This window comes from Actinomadura litoris, assembly GCF_009733595.1.
Lineage (GTDB): Bacteria > Actinomycetota > Actinomycetes > Streptosporangiales > Streptosporangiaceae > Spirillospora > Spirillospora litoris.
The window spans coordinates 17,218-35,442 of the sequence record NZ_WOFH01000006.1 but is presented as its reverse complement, the minus strand read 5'-3'; the positions used below and the strand labels follow the sequence as shown (position 1 = coordinate 35,442).

18 protein-coding genes are annotated in these 18,225 nt (G+C 73.2%); 8 read left to right on the top strand and 10 right to left on the bottom strand.

The window, feature by feature from the left end; genetic code table 11:
- Window positions 1–7 precede the first annotated feature (7 nt).
- Genes GNZ18_RS17915 through GNZ18_RS17905 form a run of 3 tightly spaced genes read right to left on the bottom strand, consistent with a single transcriptional unit; the run spans window position 8 to window position 3,890 of the window.
- Window positions 8–1,057: an ABC transporter substrate-binding protein gene (locus GNZ18_RS17915; RefSeq protein WP_156217663.1), complete on the bottom strand. Its 1,050-nt coding sequence runs from the start codon at window positions 1,055–1,057 to the stop codon at window positions 8–10.
- A 45-nt stretch (window positions 1,058–1,102) separates the two neighbouring features.
- The gene (locus GNZ18_RS17910) at window positions 1,103–2,419 is read right to left on the bottom strand and encodes an aminotransferase family protein (RefSeq protein WP_216651344.1); all 1,317 of its coding nucleotides are present in this window, start codon (window positions 2,417–2,419) and stop codon (window positions 1,103–1,105) included.
- A gap of 10 nt (window positions 2,420–2,429) precedes the next feature.
- Window positions 2,430–3,890 (bottom strand): aldehyde dehydrogenase family protein, encoded by a 1,461-nt coding sequence (locus tag GNZ18_RS17905; protein WP_156217662.1) that lies wholly within the window; start codon window positions 3,888–3,890, stop codon window positions 2,430–2,432.
- Between the two features lie 134 nt (window positions 3,891–4,024).
- Between GNZ18_RS17905 and GNZ18_RS17900 the strand changes: the two genes are divergently transcribed.
- The 7 genes from GNZ18_RS17900 to GNZ18_RS17870 all read left to right on the top strand — a co-directional run bounded on the left by GNZ18_RS17900 (window position 4,025) and on the right by GNZ18_RS17870 (window position 10,966).
- The gene (locus GNZ18_RS17900; RefSeq protein ID WP_156217661.1) at window positions 4,025–4,516 is read left to right on the top strand and encodes a MarR family winged helix-turn-helix transcriptional regulator; all 492 of its coding nucleotides are present in this window, start codon (window positions 4,025–4,027) and stop codon (window positions 4,514–4,516) included.
- 111 nt (window positions 4,517–4,627) lie between these two features.
- The gene (locus GNZ18_RS17895) at window positions 4,628–5,578 is read left to right on the top strand and encodes a hydroxymethylglutaryl-CoA lyase (RefSeq protein ID WP_156217660.1); all 951 of its coding nucleotides are present in this window, start codon (window positions 4,628–4,630) and stop codon (window positions 5,576–5,578) included.
- Window positions 5,565–6,308 carry an enoyl-CoA hydratase/isomerase family protein gene (locus GNZ18_RS17890; protein ID WP_156217659.1) on the top strand — a complete coding sequence of 248 codons (744 nt, stop codon included), beginning with the start codon at window positions 5,565–5,567 and terminating at the stop codon, window positions 6,306–6,308. Before GNZ18_RS17895 ends, GNZ18_RS17890 begins: the two co-directional genes overlap by 14 nt.
- Window positions 6,305–7,492: a CaiB/BaiF CoA transferase family protein gene (locus GNZ18_RS17885; RefSeq protein WP_216651343.1), complete on the top strand. Its 1,188-nt coding sequence runs from the start codon at window positions 6,305–6,307 to the stop codon at window positions 7,490–7,492. Before GNZ18_RS17890 ends, GNZ18_RS17885 begins: the two co-directional genes overlap by 4 nt.
- Before the next feature lie 2 nt (window positions 7,493–7,494).
- Window positions 7,495–8,400 carry an enoyl-CoA hydratase/isomerase family protein gene (locus GNZ18_RS17880; RefSeq protein WP_156217658.1) on the top strand — a complete coding sequence of 302 codons (906 nt, stop codon included), beginning with the start codon at window positions 7,495–7,497 and terminating at the stop codon, window positions 8,398–8,400.
- A complete protein-coding gene (locus tag GNZ18_RS17875; protein ID WP_216651342.1) occupies window positions 8,397–10,001 on the top strand; it encodes an AMP-binding protein in 1,605 nt (534 codons plus the stop codon). The genes GNZ18_RS17880 and GNZ18_RS17875 overlap by 4 nt, the downstream gene beginning before the upstream one ends.
- Window positions 9,998–10,966, top strand: a complete 969-nt coding sequence (locus GNZ18_RS17870; protein WP_214617094.1) for an NAD(P)H-dependent flavin oxidoreductase — start codon at window positions 9,998–10,000, stop codon at window positions 10,964–10,966. Before GNZ18_RS17875 ends, GNZ18_RS17870 begins: the two co-directional genes overlap by 4 nt.
- Window positions 10,967–11,117: 151 nt before the next feature.
- Here the strand turns inward: GNZ18_RS17870 and GNZ18_RS17865 are convergent, their stop codons facing one another.
- The gene (locus GNZ18_RS17865; RefSeq protein WP_156217657.1) at window positions 11,118–11,639 is read right to left on the bottom strand and encodes a DoxX family membrane protein; all 522 of its coding nucleotides are present in this window, start codon (window positions 11,637–11,639) and stop codon (window positions 11,118–11,120) included.
- Between the two features lie 229 nt (window positions 11,640–11,868).
- Between GNZ18_RS17865 and GNZ18_RS17860 the strand changes: the two genes are divergently transcribed.
- Window positions 11,869–12,498, top strand: a complete 630-nt coding sequence (locus GNZ18_RS17860; RefSeq protein WP_156217656.1) for a superoxide dismutase family protein — start codon at window positions 11,869–11,871, stop codon at window positions 12,496–12,498.
- A gap of 106 nt (window positions 12,499–12,604) precedes the next feature.
- Here the strand turns inward: GNZ18_RS17860 and GNZ18_RS17855 are convergent, their stop codons facing one another.
- Genes GNZ18_RS17855 through GNZ18_RS17830 form a run of 6 tightly spaced genes read right to left on the bottom strand, consistent with a single transcriptional unit; the run spans window position 12,605 to window position 18,222 of the window.
- The gene (locus GNZ18_RS17855; protein ID WP_156217655.1) at window positions 12,605–13,252 is read right to left on the bottom strand and encodes an NAD(P)-dependent oxidoreductase; all 648 of its coding nucleotides are present in this window, start codon (window positions 13,250–13,252) and stop codon (window positions 12,605–12,607) included.
- Window positions 13,252–14,640, bottom strand: a complete 1,389-nt coding sequence (locus GNZ18_RS17850) for a prolyl oligopeptidase family serine peptidase (RefSeq protein ID WP_216651341.1) — start codon at window positions 14,638–14,640, stop codon at window positions 13,252–13,254. Before GNZ18_RS17850 ends, GNZ18_RS17855 begins: the two co-directional genes overlap by 1 nt.
- Window positions 14,633–15,859, bottom strand: a complete 1,227-nt coding sequence (locus GNZ18_RS17845) for a beta-ketoacyl synthase N-terminal-like domain-containing protein (RefSeq protein ID WP_156217654.1) — start codon at window positions 15,857–15,859, stop codon at window positions 14,633–14,635. The genes GNZ18_RS17850 and GNZ18_RS17845 overlap by 8 nt, the downstream gene beginning before the upstream one ends.
- Window positions 15,856–17,109, bottom strand: a complete 1,254-nt coding sequence (locus GNZ18_RS17840; protein WP_242884365.1) for a beta-ketoacyl-[acyl-carrier-protein] synthase family protein — start codon at window positions 17,107–17,109, stop codon at window positions 15,856–15,858. The genes GNZ18_RS17845 and GNZ18_RS17840 overlap by 4 nt, the downstream gene beginning before the upstream one ends.
- Window positions 17,106–17,939, bottom strand: coding sequence for a cupin domain-containing protein (locus tag GNZ18_RS43705; RefSeq protein WP_312874588.1), 834 nt, complete (start codon window positions 17,937–17,939; stop codon window positions 17,106–17,108). The genes GNZ18_RS17840 and GNZ18_RS43705 overlap by 4 nt, the downstream gene beginning before the upstream one ends.
- Window positions 17,940–17,973: 34 nt before the next feature.
- Window positions 17,974–18,222, bottom strand: a complete 249-nt coding sequence (locus tag GNZ18_RS17830) for an acyl carrier protein (RefSeq protein WP_156217653.1) — start codon at window positions 18,220–18,222, stop codon at window positions 17,974–17,976.
- Between the last annotated feature and the right edge of the window lie 3 nt (window positions 18,223–18,225).

Here is an 18,225-nt window from a genome sequence, read left to right as displayed (position 1 = left end):
GGATGCCTCACCCCGCGAGCCAGGTGGTGTAGCGCTTGGTGACCTCGTCGAAGTTCTTGCCCCACCACTGCGAGTTCGAGCGGACGATCGACTGCTTGCGGTCGGGCGTGAACGGGTTGACCCGCTGCTGGATCGGGTCGTACTTCGGCACGATGCTCTCGTTGATCGGCTGGACGGAGGCCAGCTCGGCCAGCTTCGCCGACGGGTCGTTCCGGGAGGCGAAGGCGATGAACTTCATCGCCTGTTCCTTGTTCGGAGCCCCCTTGGGCACCACCAGGTCATCCCAGTTCACTACCGTCTTGTCGAAGACGGGCTCGAACGGGGCGCCCGCCTTGAGCGACTGGTAGGCGCGGGCCGACAGGACCAGCGACATGTCGACCTGGCGGTCGACCATCATCTGCTGCTGCTGGCCGTAGGTCTTCGCGAACGTGGTCGACTTCTTGATCGGGTCGAGCTTGCGGAACGCGCGGTTCAGGTCCAGCGGGTAGAGCTGCTTCTCCTGGACGCCGTCGCCGAGCAGGGCCGCCTCCAGCAGGCCGACCGCGATCTCCGGCGGGACGATCCGCCGCCCGGGGTACTTCTGGACGTCGAAGAAGTCACCGATCTTGGTGGGCGGGTTGTCCTTGTACTTCTGCTTGTCGTACATGAAGATCAGGCTGTAGTTGTAGGCCGGGACGCCGCAGTCCCCCACGGTGTCCGGCGGGAAGACGTTCTTGTCGATCACGGAGAAGTCGAGCTTCTCCAGGTACTTGCCGCAGTACTGCTCGGCGGCGGCGGCGCTGGTGTCGACGACGTCCCAGCTCACCTTGCGCGCCTCGACCATCGTCTTGATGCGCGCCTCGTCGGTCGGCCCGTCGTTGCGGACCTTCACCCCGGTCTGGGCGGTGAACGGCTCGGCCCACGCCTTGTTCTGGTAGTCCTGGAAGGGGCTGCCGGTCGACACGAACGTGAGCGCGTCGCTCTTCTTCGACGGGTTGCCGATGCCGCATGCCGCGACCATGGTCACGGCCAGACCGGCGGCCGCGGCCCTGGTCTTGATGCCTATGTTCCGACGCACGGTCTCCTCCAGTGCTCGGTGGTGTGGTCCCCGACGGATTTTTAACTAGTGCGCCGCCCTGACCTGCTCTTTCAGGACCCGCGCGAGGGTATCCACCTGCTCCTCGGTGATGACCAGAGGCGGAGAGAGGACGATGCTGGTGCCGGAGGCCCGGACGATCACGCCTTCGGCGCGCGCCCCGGCCTGCACCCCGGAGGTGTCGCCCCCGGTGAACTCGATGCCGAGCATGAGCCCGACGCCGCGGACCTCAAGGACGTGGTCGAGCTCCTCAAGGGGTCGCAGCGCGTCCAGCAGCCGCGTACCGAGCGTGGTGGCTCGTTCTAGAAGATTTTCCCGCCGCAGGATCTCGATGTTGGCGAGGGCGACGGCGGCGCCGACAGGATGGCCGTTGTAGGTGAAGCCGTGCAGGAAGGCCGCGCCTTCGGCAAGGTCGAGCACGCGCTGGCCGATGAGAACGGCCCCCATTGGAATGTATCCGCTGGACAGGCCCTTCGCAGTGACGATCATGTCGGGCTCGATGCCGTAGCGCTCGCTGGCGAACCAGTGGCCGGTGCGCCCGAACGCGGTGACGATCTCGTCGACGATCAGCAGGATGCCGTGCCTGCGCAGGACCTCCTGCACCCTCGGCCAGTAGCCGTCCGGAGGCGGGACCATGCCGCCGACGCCGAGGACGGGCTCGCCGATGAACGCGGCGATCCGCTCCGGGCCGATCGACTCGATCCGCTCCTCCAACTCGGCGATCAGCCGGTCGGCCGTGCCGGGGTCCCCGGCGACGGCGTGCGGCTTGCCGAGGAACTCGATGCCCGGGACGAGCGGCCCGTAGCCCTCCCGCAGCCGGTCGATGCCGGTCGCGGCGAGCGAGCCGCCGCCCATCCCGTGGTACCCGGCCGAGCGGGCGAGCACGATGGTGCGCTCGGGGTGCCCGGCGTGGTGCTGCGCGAGCCGCGCCAGCTTGATCGCCGTCTCGTTGCCCTCGGAGCCGCCGTTGGTGAAGAACACCCGCCGCAGGCCCGCGGGGGCCAGCTCCAGCAGCTTCTCGGCCAGCTTGATCGACGGCTCGTTGGAGTAGTCGCCGAAGGAGGAGTAGAACTCCAGCTTCGCGATCTGCTCGGCGGCGGCGTCGGCCAGCTCCCGGCGGCCGTGGCCGACCGGGCACTGCCACAGCCCGCAGGTGCCGTCGATGTAGGAGCGGCCCCGCACGTCCCACACCAGCGCGCCCTCGCCCCGGTCGAGGACGAGCGGCTCGGCCGGCTCCCCGATCACGCTGTGCGGGTGGACGATCGTGCGGACGTCCCGCTCGGCGAGGTCCCTCGCCTGTGCCGCACCCGCCCGCTCGCGGGTGGCCTGCTGCTCCATCGTCATGCCACCGTCCTCACAGCTTCACCGAAACGGACTTGGTCTCCAGGTAGGCGTCGATGCCCTCGCTGCCGCCCTCGCGCTCCTGGCCGCTGTTCTTCATGCCGCCGAAGGGCAGCTCGGGCCGCACCGGCGCCGGGTCGTTGACCGCGACGATGCCGAAGTCCAGGGCCTCCACCGCCCGCCAGACCCGGCCGAGGGCCGAGCCGAAGACGTAGGCGGCGAGCCCGTACTCGCTCGCGTTGGCGCGGTTCAGGGCGTCCTCGTCGTCGTCGAAGGCGTAGATCGGCAGTACCGGCCCGAACGTCTCCTCCGAGCTGATCAGCATCGAGTCGTCCACCCCGGTCAGAACGGTCGGCTCGTAGAACGCGCCGGCCAGCCCGGGGCGCGCGGCGCCCTCGGCGCTCCAGCGGCGGCCTCCGGCGGCGACCGCGGCGCCGCGCTTGACGGCGTCGGTGACGTGCCGCTCGACCTTGTCGAGGCCGGCGAAGTCGATCAGCGGGCCGAGCGTCGTGCCCTCGTCGGCGCCGTGCCCGGGGCGCAGCGCCGCGACCCGCTCCAGCAGCAGCGGCAGGAACGCCTCCAGCGCGCCGCGCTGGACGTACAGCCGGTTGATCGCGATGCAGCTCTGCCCCGCGTTGGCGAACTTGGCGGCGCTGACGGCCGCGGCGGCGGCGGGCAGGTCGGCGTCGTCGAACACGACCGCCGGGGAGTGCCCGCCCATCTCCAGCGAGGTCCGGCGCAGCCGCGACCCGGTGGAGCGGATCAGGCTCAGCCCGACCTCGGTCGAGCCGGTGAAGCTGACCTTGCGCAGGCGCGGGTCGTCCAGCAGCGCGCCGACGACCTCGGCCGGGCGGGTCGTGGTGATCGACTGGAGCACGCCTGCGGGCAGCGCGGCGGCCTCGTTGATGATCCGCACCAGCTCGGTGCCGATCATCGGGGTCTGCTCGGCGGGCTTGACGATCACCGGGCAGCCGGCGGCGAGCGCGAGGCCGACCTTGCGGACCAGCATGCTCGCGGGGAAGTTCCAGGGGGTGATCGCGAGGGCGGGGCCGACCGGGGTGCGCAGCACCAGCCCGGGGCCGTTCGGGTTGCCCGGGGTGACCCGCCCGTCGGCCCGGCGGCCCTCCTCGGCCGCCCAGTCCAGCATCCGGGCGCTGCCCATGACCTCGCCGCGCGCCTCGTGCAGCGGCTTGCCGTTCTCGCTGGTCATCAGCTCGGCGAGCGGCCCGGCGGCGGCGCGGATCGCGGCGGCGGCGGCGCGCAGGGCCGTGGCGCGGTCCTCCGAGCCCGTCGCGCGCCAGCCGGGGAACGCCGCGCAGGCGGCCTCCAGCGCCGCGAGCGCCTCGTCCGGGCCGGCGTCGGCGGCGTGCGCGACGACCTCCAGCGTCGCCGGATCCACCACCTCGAACGCGGCGGGCCCCGTGCGCCACTCCCCGTCGATCAGCAGGGTGGCGGTGGACGGCTCTGCGGGCATTGCGCCCTCCCTCGTACTGTGGGCAGGTATGCGGGTCAACCGACGGTGATCGGTACAGGTCAGCAGTCTGAGAACCAAGTGTTGTATTTGTCAACACCTATCGCGGTATCGATTCGCGGCTTTACAGTGGGCGCATGAACGCAGATCCCGCCCGCTCCGCGGATCCCGCCGCCGAAACGACAGCACTCCTGCCGATCCGGGAGCTGTTGTCCTACCGGCTGCACCGCGTCGCGAACGCGCTGTCGCGCAGCGCCGCCCTCCGCTACCGCCGCGAATACGGCGTCAGCCTGCACGAATGGCGGACGGTCGCGCTGCTCGGCGCCGACGAGCCGCAGACCGTCAACCAGCTCGCCCGCCTCGCCGGGCTGGACAAGGCGCAGATGAGCCGGGTGGTCGGCAAGCTGACCGAGCGCGGCCTGCTGGAGCGCCAGCCCGGCCCCGGCCGCACCACGCAGCTCTCGCTGACCCGCAGCGGGAAGTCGCTCTACCGCGGGCTGATCTCGGCCGCCAACGACCGCAACGCGGCCTTTCTCGCCTGCCTCAGCCCTGACGAGCAGGAAGTCCTCGACTCGGCGCTGCGCAAGCTGGCCGCCGTGGGCCGCGCGCTGGAGCGTGCCGAACACTGACGGTCACCGCTCGCGCACGTCGCGTCGTGCGGTGTTGACATCATCAACACCAGCCGTGTATCCCTCAAGGTGATGACCCGTGTGGCGACACTTCAGGAGGGGCGGCCGTACATGACCGACGGAGTCACGATCTGCGAATGCTTCGCCCGTGACGGCCTGCAGCACGAGGAGACGCACGTCCCGGCGGACGTCAAGATCGCCCTGATCGGCGCGTTCGCCGACGCGGGGTTCCGCCGCGCCGAGGCGACCTCCTACAGCCACCCCGGGCGGGTCCCGGCGTTCGCCGACGCGAGCGAGGTCCTGGCCGGGCTCCCCCGGCCGGCGGGCGTGTCGTACAAGGCGACCTGCCCGAACCCGCGCGCCGTCGAGCGCGCCCTCGCCGACCTCGACGCCGGGCACGGCGCGCACGAGCTGAGCCTGCTGGTCTCGGCGAGCGAGTCGCACACCGAGCGCAACATGCGCACCACCAGGGAACGGCAGTGGGCGAGGATCACCGAGATGGTGCGGCTCGCCGCCGGGCGGTTCAGGCTGGTCGGGGTGGTCTCGGTCGCGTTCGGCTGCCCGTTCGAGGGATATGTCGACCCCGGCGTCGTCGCCGAGGACGCGGCGCGTTTCGCCGACCTCGGCGTGGACATGGTCACGCTCGGCGACACCACCGGCCTCGCCACGCCGAGCGCGGTGAGGTCCCTGTTCCAGCGGGTGTCGTCGGCCCGGCCCGACATCCCGGTCGTGGCGCACTTCCACAACACCCGGGGCTCGGGCATCGCCAACTGCGTGGCGGCGCTGGAGGCCGGGTGCCGCGACTTCGACAGCTCCCTGGGCGGGGTGGGCGGCCACCCCGCCCGCATCCAGTACGGGGAGGGCATGACGGGGAACGTCTGCACCGAGGACCTGGTGAACCTGCTGGAGTCCGAGGGGGTGGACACCGGGCTCGACCTCGACAAGGTCATGGCCGCGTCCCGGATGTGCGAGGAGGCGCTCGGCCGGACCCTCTACAGCATGGTCGCCCGCGCCGGGTTCGGCCCGGCCGGCCGGAAGGAGTTCCAGGATGCTCACGCGTGAAACGTCGACCGACGTGCTGGTCACCGAGGACCACGGCGCCGTCCGTGTGCTTCGGCTGAACCGTCCCGCCAAGCTGAACGCGCTGAACACCGAACTGACCGCCGCGCTGCTCGCGGCGCTCCAGGCGGCCGACGCCGACGGCGCCGTCCGCGCGGTCGTGCTGACCGGGACGGGGCGCGCGTTCTGCGCGGGCGCCGACCTGACCGAGTTCAAGGACCTGACGCCCGCCGACCAGGGCGCGGTCGTCCAGCGCGCGGAGCTGACGATGCGCAGCCAGATGCTCCCGCAGCAGCTCACCAAGCCGGTGGTCTCCGCCGTGCGCGGGCACGCGATGGGCGGCGGCGCGGGCCTGGCGATCGGCTGCGACATGATGGTCGCCGCGTCCGACACCAGGCTCGGCTACCCCGAGCTGCGGCACTCGCTGGTCCCGGCGGTCGTGATGACCGGGTTGCAGCGGCACTTCGGCCGCAAGCTCGCCTTCGAGCTGGTCAGCACCGGCCGGATCCTGAGCGCGGCCGAGCTGGCCGAGTACGGCATCGCCAACCGGGTCGTCGAGCCGGGCGAGGAGGTCGAGGCGGCGCTGGAGATCGCGACCGGCTGGGCCGAGGTGAACGCCGACGCGATGATCGCGGCCAAGGCGCTGTTCTACCGGGTCGCCGACCTGCCGTTCGAGGAGGCCATGCGCACCGGCGCGGACGTGAACGCGATCATGCGCGGGTTCCGCCCGTGAGGCCACTGGACGGGATTCGCGTACTGGACTTCTCCCGGGTGCTCGCCGGGCCCATGGCCACCCAGATCCTCGCCGACCTCGGCGCCGAGGTGATCAAGGTGGAGCGGCCCGGCGGCGGGGACGAGTCGCGGCTGTTCGAGCCGAAGCTCCCCGGCGGGGAGAGCGCCTACTTCTTCGCCTTCAACCGGGGCAAGCGCTCCATCACGCTCGACCTGTCCTCCCCCCGGGGGCAGGAGATCGCGCGGGGGCTCGCCCGGCAGGCCGACGTCCTGGTCGAGAACTTCCTGCCCGGCGCGATGGAGCGGCGCGGGCTCGGCTACGAGGCGCTGGCGAAGGAGAACCCGCGCCTGGTGTATGTGTCGGGGACGGGCTTCGGCCAGACCGGGCCCTACTCCGACCGCAAGGGCTACGACACGATCTTCCAGGCGCTGTCGGGCGTCATGGCGCTGACCGGCCACCCGGACACGCCGCCCGCCAAGGCGGGCGTCCCGGTCGCCGACCTGACCTCGGGGCTGTGGATCGTGATCGCCGCGCTCGCCGGGCTGGCCGGGCGCGACGCCTCGGGGCGCGGCGGGCACGCCGATCTCGCGATGATGGACGTGCAGGTCAGCCTGCTCGCGGTGGCCGCCGCGCGGCTGTTCGCGCTGGACGAGGACCCGGTGCGCACCGGCACCGGGCACCCGGGGCGCGTGCCGTCGGCCGCGTTCGAGTGCGCGGACGGCCGGTGGCTGCACATCAGCGGCAGCGACCACCACTGGCGCCCGCTGTGCAAGGTCCTCGGCCTGGACGAGCTGGCGGGCGACCCCGACCTCGCCACCAACGCCGGACGCGTCGCCCGGCGCGCCCACGTGACCGCGGCCCTCACCGAGGCGTTCGCGGGGTGGCGGCGCGACGAGCTGGCCACGGCGCTGCGCGCGGCGGGCGTGCCCGCCGGCGAGGTGAACTCGGTGCGGGAGACGCTCGCCGACCCCCACACCGTGGAACGCGGCATGGTCCGGCACTTCGACCACCCCGTCGAGGGCCGCTTTCCGGCGCTGCGCACCCCGCTGCGCATCGACGGCTACGACGATCCGGAGCCCGCCGCGCCGCCGCTGCTCGGCTCCGACACCGCCGCCGTGCTCGGCGAGCTGCTCGGGCTCGGCGAGGCGGAGATCTCCCGGCTTCGCGACGAAGGGACGATTTGAGCATGTCCGCTGGCAGTGCCGACGAGAGGGACGACGATCCCGTGCTGGTGCGCCGGGAGGACGGCGTGGCGCACGCCGTGCTGAACCGGCCGGCCGCGCGCAACGCGCTGAACCTCCCGATGTGCCACCGGCTGCGCGAGACGTTCGCCGAGCTGGACGCCGACCCGGACGTCCGCGCCGTCCTGCTGCGCGCGAACGGGCCCGCGTTCTGCGCGGGCGCCGACCTGCGCGAGCGCAAGGGGCGGGACGAGGCGTGGGTGCGCTCGCGGCGGCTCGCCTCCTTCGCCGCCTACGAGGCGATCGAGCGCTGCTCCAAGCCGGTGGTCGCGCTGGTGCAGGGCCCGGTCGTCGGGTCGGGCGGGGAGATCGCCATGTCCTGCGACTTCGTGGTGGCCTCCGACGACGCCACGTTCCGGTTCCCCGAGCCGCACTGGGGCACGGTCGGCGCGACGCAGCGGCTCCAGCGGGTGATCGGCAAGCGCCGCGCGAAGGAGCTGCTGTTCACCTCCCGGACGATGGGCGCCGAGGAGGCCGCGGCGGTGGGGCTGGTCGCGCGGATCGTCCCGGCGGCGGAGCTGGCCGAGGCCGGGGAGCGGCTCGCGCGGACGATCGCGGACGCGCCGCCGCTCGCGATGGCCCTCACCAAGCAGGCGATCGACCTCGGCGCGGAGACCGACCTCGCCAACGGCATCAGGATCGAGATGGCCGCGATCGAGCGCTGCCTGGCCGACGGCGCCTGGCGCGCCGGGGTCAGCGCGTTCGACGGGTCGATCCGTCCGGCCTCGGGAGAAAAAGCCTTTCCGGGGGGTGCGGGGGGTCGTCCCCCCTCGGAGAAACAGGCTTTTCCGGGGGGTGTGGGGGGTCGTCCCTCCTCGGGAGAACAGACTGGGAAGAGGGAGGGCCGGTGAACCTGGAGGCGATCTGCCCGCTGACCGCCGACGCGGCGCTGCGGCGCGCGGCGGCCGTGGGCGCGGACGTCCAGGCGGTCGTCTCCGCGCAGGGGAACATCACCTACGCGGAGCTGGACGCGGAGGTCGCGGCCGTCCGCGCGGCGCTGGCCGCCGCCGGCGTCGGCCGGGGCGACCATGTCGCGGTCTGCCTCGGGAACGGTCCACGCTGGGTGTCGCTGTTCGTCGCGATCGGCTCGCTCGGCGCGGTGACCGTGCCGGTCAACACGCGGCTGCGGGCCGACGAGATCGCCTACGTGCTGCGGCAGTCCCGCGCGACGCTGCTGTTCACCGCCGACCGGTTCCTCAGCAGCGAGTTCACCGCGATGTTGCGGCGGATCTGCCCCGGCGTCGACAAGGCCCTGCCCGACCCGGCGCTGCCCGACCTGAGGGACGTGGTCGTGCTCGGCGCGGACGTGCCGTCCGCCGCGCGGTCGTGGGAGGACTTCCTCGCCGCGGACGCGCCGCCCGTCGAGCCGTGCTCGGCGCCCGGCGACGTGCTGCTGATCCAGTACACCTCCGGCACGACGTCCTATCCGAAAGGCGTCCTGCTGACGCACCGCAACATGTGCGCGGACGCGTTCTTCTCCGGCGCGCGGCTCGGGCTGCGCGCGGGCGACCGGTTCCACAGCGCGCGGCCGTTCTTCCACGCGGCGGGCAGCACGCTGTCGGTGCTGGCGTGCCTCCAGCACGTCACGACGCTCGTGACCATGGACCGGTTCGAGGCCGGCGAGGCGCTGCGGCTGATGGAGGCCGAGCGCTGCACGCACTTCTCCGGCAACGACACGATCGCGCTGATGCTGCTCGACCATCCGGACCGTCCGGGACGGAGGCTGAACCTGCGCGGCGCGTGGGCGGCGGCGTCGCCCGGGATCGTCCGGCGGATCATCGACGAGCTGGGCGCCACCGAGTGCGTCGTCGGGTACGGGTTGTCGGAGGCGTCCCCGAACGTGGCGCAGTCGGCCTGGTGGGAGCCCGAGGACGTGCGGGCGTCCGGGCGGATGCTGCCCGAGCCCGGCGTCGAGGTGCGGCTGCGCAACCCCGAGACCGGTCGCGAGGTGCCGGCCGGCGGGGTCGGGGAGATCCTCGTGCGCGGCTGGAACGTCATGAAGGGCTACTTCGAGATGCCCGACGAGACGGCCGCCGCCCTCTCCCCCGGCGGCTGGCTGTCCACCGGCGACCTCGGACGGCTCGGCCCGGACGGGCGGCTGGAGTTCGTCGGCCGCGCCAAGGACCTGATCCGGGTCGGCGGCGAGAACGTCTCCCCGACCGAGGTGGAGGACTGCCTGCACCGCCATCCGAAGATCAAGCAGGCGGCGGTGGTCGGCGTGCCCGACGCGCGGCTGATCGAGGTGCCGTTCGCGTTCGTCGTCCTCACCGAGGGCCGCGAGGCCGAGCCGGAGGAGATCCTCGGCTGGGCGCGCGAGCGGCTCGCCGGGTTCAAGGCGCCCCGCCACCTGCGGGTCGTCGCGGGCTTCGAGGAGTTCGGCATGACGGCCAGCTCGAAGGTGCAGAAGCGGCACCTCGCCGAGCACGCGCGCAAGCTGCTGGAGGACGGGTGAGGATCGACACGCCGCTCACCCGGCTCCTCGGGACCGACCTGCCGATCGTCCAGGCCGGGATGTCGTGGGCCTCGTCGGGCTCGGCGCTGCCGCTCGCGGTCTCGCGCGCGGGCGGGCTCGGCGTGATCGCCGCCGGGCCGATGCGGCTGCCCGACCTGGAGCGCGCCATCGACGAGGTCGAGGCGGGCACCGACCGCCCGTACGCGGTGAACCTGCCGCTGTACCGCAAGGGCGTGGACGAGGTCATCGACCTGCTGTGCGAGCGGCGGGTGCCGATCCTGATCGCCTCGCAGGGCGGCCCGAAGCGCTACCTGCCGCGGTTCAAGGACCTCGGGACGACCTGCCTGCACGTCGTCGCGGGCGAGGAGCACGCCGCCAAGGCCGTCGCCGCCGGGGTGGACGGGCTCGTCGTCGTGGGCGCGGAGGCGGGCGGCCATCCGCCCGCCGCGCTGGTCTCCACGCTGGTCATGGTGCGGTCGGTGGTGCGGTCGGCGCCCGGCGTCCCGATCGTCGCCTCGGGCGGCTTCGCCGACGGCGCGGGCCTCGCGGCGGCGCTGTCGCTCGGCGCGGACGGCGCGCAGTTCGGCACCCGGTTCCTCGCGAGCGTGGAGTCGAACCTGCATCCCGCCTACAAGGAGGCCGTCCTCGCGGCCGGGGTCGGCGACACCCGGACGGTCGGCCACCAGCTCGGCATGATCCGGCTGCTGGCCAACGAGTTCGCCGACCGGATGGGCGAGCTGGAGCGCACCGGCGCGGAGCTGGACCTGCGGCGCGCCGTGTTCGCCGCGTCCACGCTGCGGATGGCGGCGTTCGAGGGAGACGTCGTGCGGGGCAAGGTCGAGGCCGGGCAGTCGGCGGGCCTGGTGAAGGAGATCCTTCCGGCGGCGGAGATCGTCGGGGAGCTGGTGGCGGAGTACGCGGCCACCCTCGGCCGTCTTCCCCGGGTCGATCAGGGACCTTCCTGAAGCCGGGGCCTTTCTGAAAGGGAATACCGCGCTTGCGCGCGAGGTCATCTGTCGCTGTCCCCTCACGGCGGGTCGCCTTTTTCGGACCGGCCATTACAACGGCCCGCCGTGAGGGTGGCTCAGCGCTGAATATCAGCGCGGGGAGTCGGCCTCAGCGCAGGAACGGGTAGCGGCGGACGAGGGCCGTCCGGGACCAGCGGCCCCCGAGGCCGAGGACGTCGCCGGCGTTGGCGTACGCGGCCGCGACGAGCAGCGCCGCGTAGATCCAGTGCTCGTCCATGAACGGGTTGGCCTCGGGCCACAGCGAGGCGGCCCACAGGTTGAGGAGCAGGAGCGTTCCACCCGCCGCGGCGATGCGCAGGCCGATGCCGAGGGTCAGCGCGATCCCGAGGCCGCCGAGACCGAACACGAAGGCCGCGTCGACCCAGGTCTGACCTGCCATGGCGTGGAACATGCCCTTGAAGGGGCCTTCGGTGTGGCTGAGGAAGCCCTTGGACGGGGAGGTCCCGTCCAGCCAGCCGGACTTGGTCGGCTTGCCGAAGCCGAAGAGCTTGTCGAGGAAGGCCCAGAGGAAGATCCAGGCCAGGAACAACCGTCCTACGGCGAGGACGTAGGGGGCGGGATGGGAGGCTGTGCGGGGGGCGTGGGACGTGGGGTGGGTCCTGACGGACATCGTGGCTCCCGTTTGGCGGGGACAGGGGTGGGGCCGATCCGATAGGTAAGTTTCCTATTAATTCTTGGATAAGACCAGACCCCTTCACCTGCGTTCTGACCGTCGCTGCCAATCCTTGTTCCTTGCCTGCCCGGTTCGCCGGAACCCTTGCGCCGCAGGGCCTGCCGCGCTACCAAGGGCCCCGGCGGGTGCCTTGCCCCCGTTGCCCGCCCATCCGGAAAGGGACGGAATGAAGAAGATCCTTTCGGTCGCCCATCTCACGGTGCTGGCCACGGTCGGCGGGCTCGCGGGGACGGTGGCGGTATCGGCCGCCGTCAACGCCGCCACCGACGGCGGCCACCGCGCCCTCACCGCCCAGATCCGCGACGCCAAGGGCAACGTGGTCGGCGCGCTCACCGTCGCCGACCAGGGCCCCACCCACGAGAGGCTGACGGTCCGGGCGTGGAACCTGCCGCCCGGCTTCCACGGCTTCCACGTCCACACGACCGGCAAGTGCGACCCCGAGGCCGTCGACCCGAACACCGGCAAGGTCAGCCCGTTCTTCACCGCGGGCGGCCACCTGAACCTCGACTCCACCCACACCCACCCCTCGCACTCGGGCGACCTGCCGACGCTGCTGGTCGACGAGAACGGGCGCGGGTCCGGCGAGACCGTCACCGACCGCTTCCAGGCCAAGCACCTGCTGGACGCCGACGGCAGTGCGATCATCATCCACGCGCTGCCCGACAACCAGGCCAACATCCCCGACCGCTACACCACCGCCGACGGCAAGAAGGGGCCGGACGCCGCGTCCCTCGCCACGGGCGACGCGGGCGGACGCTTCGCCTGCGGCGTGATCGGCCAGGCCAAGCGGAACTGACCCCGGAACTGACCCCCGCGCCCGGCAGCGCCCTTGGTCCTCACGGGCGGAACGAGGACCAAGGGCGCCGGCTGCTCACGAGGGAGCGCGCCGAGGAGCGGGCGGGTCAGTACCCGGGCGACACCGTCGCCCGGTGGAAGTCGGGATCGTCGATGATCCCGATCAGGCAGTCGGCGAGGTCCGCGCGGGAGATGCGGTAGGCGCCCCGCAGTCCCCCGTCCACGCCCATCCGGTAGTCGCGGGTGAGCCCGCCGCCCGTGAGCCGGGGCGACCGGACGATCGTCCAGTCGAGGTCGGACTCGCGGACGACCCGCTCCATCCCGCGCGCGTCGGCGAAGGGGTGCTTGAGGATTCGGCGCACGAGGGGCTTGACGACGAGCCGCGCGAACGGGTCGTCCTTCACCTCGGTGAACGCGGCGCTCGTGCTCACGATCACGAGGCGTCGCACGTCGGCCTTCCCCATCGCCGCCGTCACGCTCCGGGCGCCCTCCACGCGGACCGTGGACGGCCCCCGGCCGGGCGAGCCGAGGACGGAGACGACGGCGTCGCGGCCGGAGATGTGGGGCTCGACCCCGACCGGGTCCATGACGTCGGCCCGGACCGCGATGAACCGGCCCGCGCGCTCCCGCATCTCGTCGATGAGGGCCGCCGGGTCGCCGCGCACCACCGCCGTGACCTCGTGGCCCGCGTCGAGCGCCTGGCGGACGAACGGCCCGCCGATGCCGCCCGTCGCGCCGAACACCGTCAACCGCATCACGAGCCTCCCTTTCCGTCCGGGTGGTGCGGGGCGTCGAAGGGACGCAGGTAGGGGCCGGGAGCGGCGGGGGTGAACGCGGGCGCGGCCGGGTCGATGTCCCGCGCGGCCCGGTTGAGCGCGGCGGGGTCGAGCGACCAGGTCCGCCCGTCCAGCCGCGCCTCCAGGGCCCCGAGCGCCGCCAGCACCTCGCCGGCGGTGAAGGCGCAGTGGCCCGCCCGCCGGACGTACGCCTGGCCGAGCAGCGCGCCGTCGCCGACGAGGCGCCGGTACCTGTTCTGCACCTGGATCGGCACCACGCCGTCGCCCGTCGTGTGGACGGTCAGCATCGGCGCCCGCAGGCTTCCCCTGAAGAGGCCGGTGCGCGCCAGGTTCGCCACCGCCGACGGCTCGGGCGCCACCCGGGCCCCCGCGTTCAGCGCCCGCAGGTCGGCGCGCAGGGACAGGCCCGCCTTGCCGTAGAGCGCCTCGACCTCCTTCCGGTCGGACGACGCGGCGAGGAGCGAGCGGTAGTCGACGCCGCGGTTCCAGGAGACGTTGCCCCCGGCGCGCGCCTCGGCCTCCGCCCGCCACGTGTAGGCGACGTTGAAGAACGGGCCCACCATGTGCCGGTGCTGGTTGACCTCCCAGGTGTCGTAGTCGTCCGGCGCGGGCTCGGGCACCATCGGCCCCGGCCAGGACGGCAGGTTGTACAGGGCCGCCGCCAGGGACACGCGGGCGCGCCCCTCCGGGGTCTCCTGCGCCCGGCGCAGCGCCTCGGTCACCCGGCCCGCCCAGCGCGTCGCAGTCGCCTGGTCGGGCACGCCGGTCAGCGGCACGTCGTCGAGCCCGCCGATGAGCGTCTTCACCGCGTGGGTGGTGTCGAGCAGGGCGTTGAAGTGGGCGACGCCGCCCTGTTGCAGGCCGCACAGCGCGAGGGTCCCGTCGAAGCGGTCGCCGTGCCGCTCCGCCAGCGCCGTGGTGACGAGGCCGCCGTAGGACGTACCCCACGCGATCTCACGGCGCGCCGCGCCGAAGCGGCGGGTGAACTCCTCCAGGGTGGCGAGCTGGTCGGGGACGGCCTCGCCGACCGCCCAGCCCGTCCGCGAGTAGGACGAGCCGATCAGCGCGTAGCCGCGGGCGAGCGCGGCGTCGCGGACGGCGTCGGTGGAGGCGTTGCGCGCCGGGTTCGGCTGCCCCTCGGCGACGTAGCCGTGGCTGTAGAGCAGGACGGTGCCGTTCCAGCCGGACGGGACGTCCATGACCCACGTCGCGCCGCTCGGGAGCGCCCCCTCCGCATGGGCCGGAGGCGTCTCGGCCTCGGCGTCGCCGCCCCCCGCGAGCGAGAGCGCGAGCAGCAGCGCCGAGCCGACGGCCATCCACCGGTGACGGGCCTGCGTGTCACGCATCGAACCTCCTCAGGACGGCCGCCGAGTTGAAGCCTCCGGCACCGCGCGCCACCACGAGTGCGGCGGTGAGGCCCGGCGCCTCCCTCGGCCCGGTGACCAGGTCGAGGTCGTCCCGCCCGGCCAGGTTCACCGACGGCGGGATGATCCCGGTGCTCAGCGCCTGCGCGGCCCAGGCCAGGTCGAGGGCCGCGCCGCCGGAGCACAGCCGTCCGGTCATGGTCTTCGGCACCGCCACCGGCACCCCCCGGGCCCCGAACACCTCGCGGAGCGCGGCGGCCTCCAGCCGGTCGAGGGCCGGGACCCCGGCGCCGTCGGCGAAGACGGCGCCGATGTCGCCCGGCCCGGCGCCCGCGCGTTCGAGCGCCAGCCGGATCGCCCGCGCGAGCTGCGTGTGGTCGGGCGCGGCGTCGGTGACGTGGAAGGCGTCGTGGGTGGAAGCGGTGCCCGCGACCTCCGCGTAGACCTGCGGGGCGCCGCGCCGGCGCGCGTGCGCCAGCTCCTCGACGACGAGGATCGCGCCGCCCTCCCCCGGCACGTGGCCGGTCGCGTCGCCGGCGAACGGACGGTACGCGCGGGCCGGGTCGGTCTCGCCGCTCAGCGTCCCCTGGCTCGTCTGGCAGGCCAGCGCGTACGGCGACAGCGGCGCCTCGGTGCCGCCGGTCACGACCGCCGCGAGCCCCCGGCCGATCTGGCGGCGGGCCGACGCGAGCGCCTCCACCGCCCCCGCCGCGTCGGCGACCAGCACCCCGCAGGCGCCCTTCAGCTTGTGCCTGATCGAGATCTGGCCGCTGCTCGCCGCGTAGAACCAGCCGATCGACTGGTAGGCGCTGACCTGGCGCGGGCCCTCCTGCCACAGCGCCTGGATCTCCCGCTGCCCGAAGGCGTTGCCGCCGGACGCGCTCGCCGTCACGACCGAGAGCTGGAACGGGTCCTCCTTCGCCGGGTCGAGCGCGGCGTCCACGAACCCGAGCTGGGTGGCGGCGAGGGCCAGCCAGGTCCACCGGTCGGTCTGGACGGCGAGCCGGTTCTCGACGAACTCCGCGGGCTCGAACCCATCCACCTGCCCGGCGAGGCGCACCGGCAGCGCGGAGGCGTCGAAGTCGCGGACGGGCGAGATCCGGCACTCGCCCGCCAGCGTCGCCTCCCAGTGCCCGGTGACGCCGATGCCGGTCGGCGCGACGACCCCGAGCCCGGTGATGACGGCGCGGCGCGGGCTCATGACGCCCCCGCCCGGCTGAACACCAGCGCGGACTGGAACCCGCCGAACCCGCTGCCCGCCGACAGGACGTGGTCGACGCGGGCCTCCCGCGCCACGAGCGGCGTGTAGTCGAGGTCGCACTCGGGGTCGGGGGTGTGCAGGTTCGCGGTCGGCGGGATCACGCCCCGGTCGATGACCAGCGCGCACGCCGCCATCTCGATGGAGCCGATCGCGCCGAGCGAGTGCCCGACCACCGACTTGATCGAGCTGATCGGCACGTCCCGGGCGGCGTCGCCGAGCGCGCGCTTGTAGGCGGCGGTCTCGTGCCGGTCGTTCTGCTTGGTGCCCGAGCCGTGCGCGCTGATGTAGCCGATGTCGTCGGGGTTCAGCGTCGCCTGGTCGAGCGCGTCGGCGATCGCCACGCCGAGCTCGAACCCGTCCGGGCGCAGACCCGTCATATGGAACCCGTTGGCGCGGGCCGCGTACCCGCTGACCTCGCAGTAGATGTCCGCGCCGCGCGCCCGCGCGTGCTCCAGCTCCTCCAGCACGAGGACGGCGGCGCCCTCGCCGAGCACGAAGCCCCGGCGGTCGTTGTCGAACGGGCGGGACGCCTGCTCCGGGTCGTCGTTGGACGGGGTCGTCGCCCGGATCGCGTCGAAGCACGCGACCGTGATCGGGGAGATCGGCGCGTCGGCCGCCCCGGCGATCATCACGTCGGCCTCGCCGTCCTGGATGAGCTGGAGGGCGTGCCCGAGCGCGTCGATCCCGGACGTGCAGCCGGTCGACACGACCGCCGCCGGGCCGCGCGCCCCGTAGCGGACCGACAGCTCCGCCGCCGCGCTGGACGGCACGAGCGCCTGGTACAGGAACGGCATCGCGTGCCGGTGGTCGACGACCCAGTCGCGGCCGTGGTCGCTCGCGACCACGTACTCGTCCTCCAGTGTGATCGTCGCGCCGACGGCGGAGCCGAGCGACACCCCGACCCGGTCCCGGTCCGCCGGCTCGATCCCGGAGTCGGCGAGCGCCTCGTCCGCACAGGCCACCGCGAACTGGACGAACCGGTCCATCCGCCGTGTCTCACGCGGCGTCAGCCCGTACCGGGCCGGGTCGAAGTCGATCTCGGCGGCGATCTGCGACCGGTAGCCGGACGGCTCGAACGCGCTGATCCGCCGGATCGCGGGCTTGCCGTCCACGATCCGCTGCCAGAACTCCTCGCGGGACGGGCCGCCGGGCGCGACGACCCCGATCCCGGTGACCGCGACGCGCCTCACGACGCCTCCCCGGGGTACTCCTCGGTGTCGACGTGGCCGAGCTCCGGCCGCGGCGCGAGCGGGCTGAGCTGGAACACCGCGAGGACCTCCGCGTCCCCCTCGTTCACGAGCCGGTGCCGGACGTCGCGCGGGATCAGCAGCGCCTGCTCGGCGCCGACCGCCATCGGCTCGCCATCCAGTTCGACCCGCAACTCGCCGGTCGCGACGAACAGGTACTCCTCGGAGTAGGGGTGGTAGTGCTCGGTGACCTTCTCACCCGGCGCGAGCCGCACCGCCCCGCAGAACCCGGACGTCGAGCCCGATGTCGCGGGCGACACCATCGCGCGCAGGTCGCCGCCGCGCCGCCGGTTGGCGGGCACGTCGTGGAAGCCGACGACCGTCCGGCGCCGCCGCTCCAGCCTGTCCTTGATCAGATCCATCTGGACGGCGGTGTTGGCGTTGATCCGCTCGGTCATCCCGGCGGTGTCCAGCGGCGCGCCCTCCTTCATCTCGAAGTCCTGCACCCAGCGCATGCGGGTGCGGTCGGGCGCCAGCTCCTCGAACGTCCAGGTGATGTTCATGAACTCGAACGGGCCCTTCTCGACCCGCCGGGACCGGACGGTCCAGGTGCTCGTGTCCCAGGCCCGGGTCGACACCCAGGCCCACTCGCGGCCCTGCTCGTCCGGGTGCATGGTGAGGCGGAAGGTGACCGAGTCCGTCCCCTCCTCCAGGATCTCGGCCTTGGCGTACTCGCTGAACAGCTCCGGCCAGCTCCGCACGTCGTTGGTCTGCGCGAAGACGAAGGGGACGGGCGCGTCGATCTCGATGGCGTTGTCGGTGTGTCCGATCACGGTGGGCTCCCTCGGGCGTGCGGTTTCCGGCGGGTCAGGCGGCGGGACGGCGTTCGACGACCATGCGCCGCAGCCCCTCGGGGGTCAGCTCGGCGGTCAGGTCCTCCTCGACGTCGATGTCGTAGCGGTCCTGGATCCGGGTGGCGATCTCCATCCGGGCCAGCGAGTCGAGGTTGAGGTCCTCGAACGAGCGGGCGAGCGACTCGGCGCCGGCGGCGCGGTCCAACCCGACGGCGACGAGCAGTTCCAGGACGTCCGCGTCGGTGATGTGCTGCGTGGGCATCGC

Bases quoted from the DNA above. Each gene is read 5' to 3' on its own strand.
- GNZ18_RS17910 (WP_216651344.1), bottom strand. From the start codon at position 2,419: ATGACGATGGAGCAGCAGGCCACCCGCGAGCGGGCGGGTGCGGCACAG.
- GNZ18_RS17905 (WP_156217662.1), bottom strand. From the start codon at position 3,890: ATGCCCGCAGAGCCGTCCACCGCCACCCTGCTGATCGACGGGGAGTGG.
- GNZ18_RS17900 (WP_156217661.1), top strand. From the start codon at position 4,025: ATGAACGCAGATCCCGCCCGCTCCGCGGATCCCGCCGCCGAAACGACA.
- GNZ18_RS17895 (WP_156217660.1), top strand. From the start codon at position 4,628: ATGACCGACGGAGTCACGATCTGCGAATGCTTCGCCCGTGACGGCCTG.
- GNZ18_RS17890 (WP_156217659.1), top strand. From the start codon at position 5,565: ATGCTCACGCGTGAAACGTCGACCGACGTGCTGGTCACCGAGGACCAC.
- GNZ18_RS17880 (WP_156217658.1), top strand. From the start codon at position 7,495: ATGTCCGCTGGCAGTGCCGACGAGAGGGACGACGATCCCGTGCTGGTG.
- GNZ18_RS17865 (WP_156217657.1), bottom strand. From the start codon at position 11,639: ATGTCCGTCAGGACCCACCCCACGTCCCACGCCCCCCGCACAGCCTCC.
- GNZ18_RS17860 (WP_156217656.1), top strand. From the start codon at position 11,869: ATGAAGAAGATCCTTTCGGTCGCCCATCTCACGGTGCTGGCCACGGTC.
- GNZ18_RS17855 (WP_156217655.1), bottom strand. From the start codon at position 13,252: ATGCGGTTGACGGTGTTCGGCGCGACGGGCGGCATCGGCGGGCCGTTC.
- GNZ18_RS17850 (WP_216651341.1), bottom strand. From the start codon at position 14,640: ATGCGTGACACGCAGGCCCGTCACCGGTGGATGGCCGTCGGCTCGGCG.
- GNZ18_RS17845 (WP_156217654.1), bottom strand. From the start codon at position 15,859: ATGAGCCCGCGCCGCGCCGTCATCACCGGGCTCGGGGTCGTCGCGCCG.
- GNZ18_RS17830 (WP_156217653.1), bottom strand. From the start codon at position 18,222: ATGCCCACGCAGCACATCACCGACGCGGACGTCCTGGAACTGCTCGTC.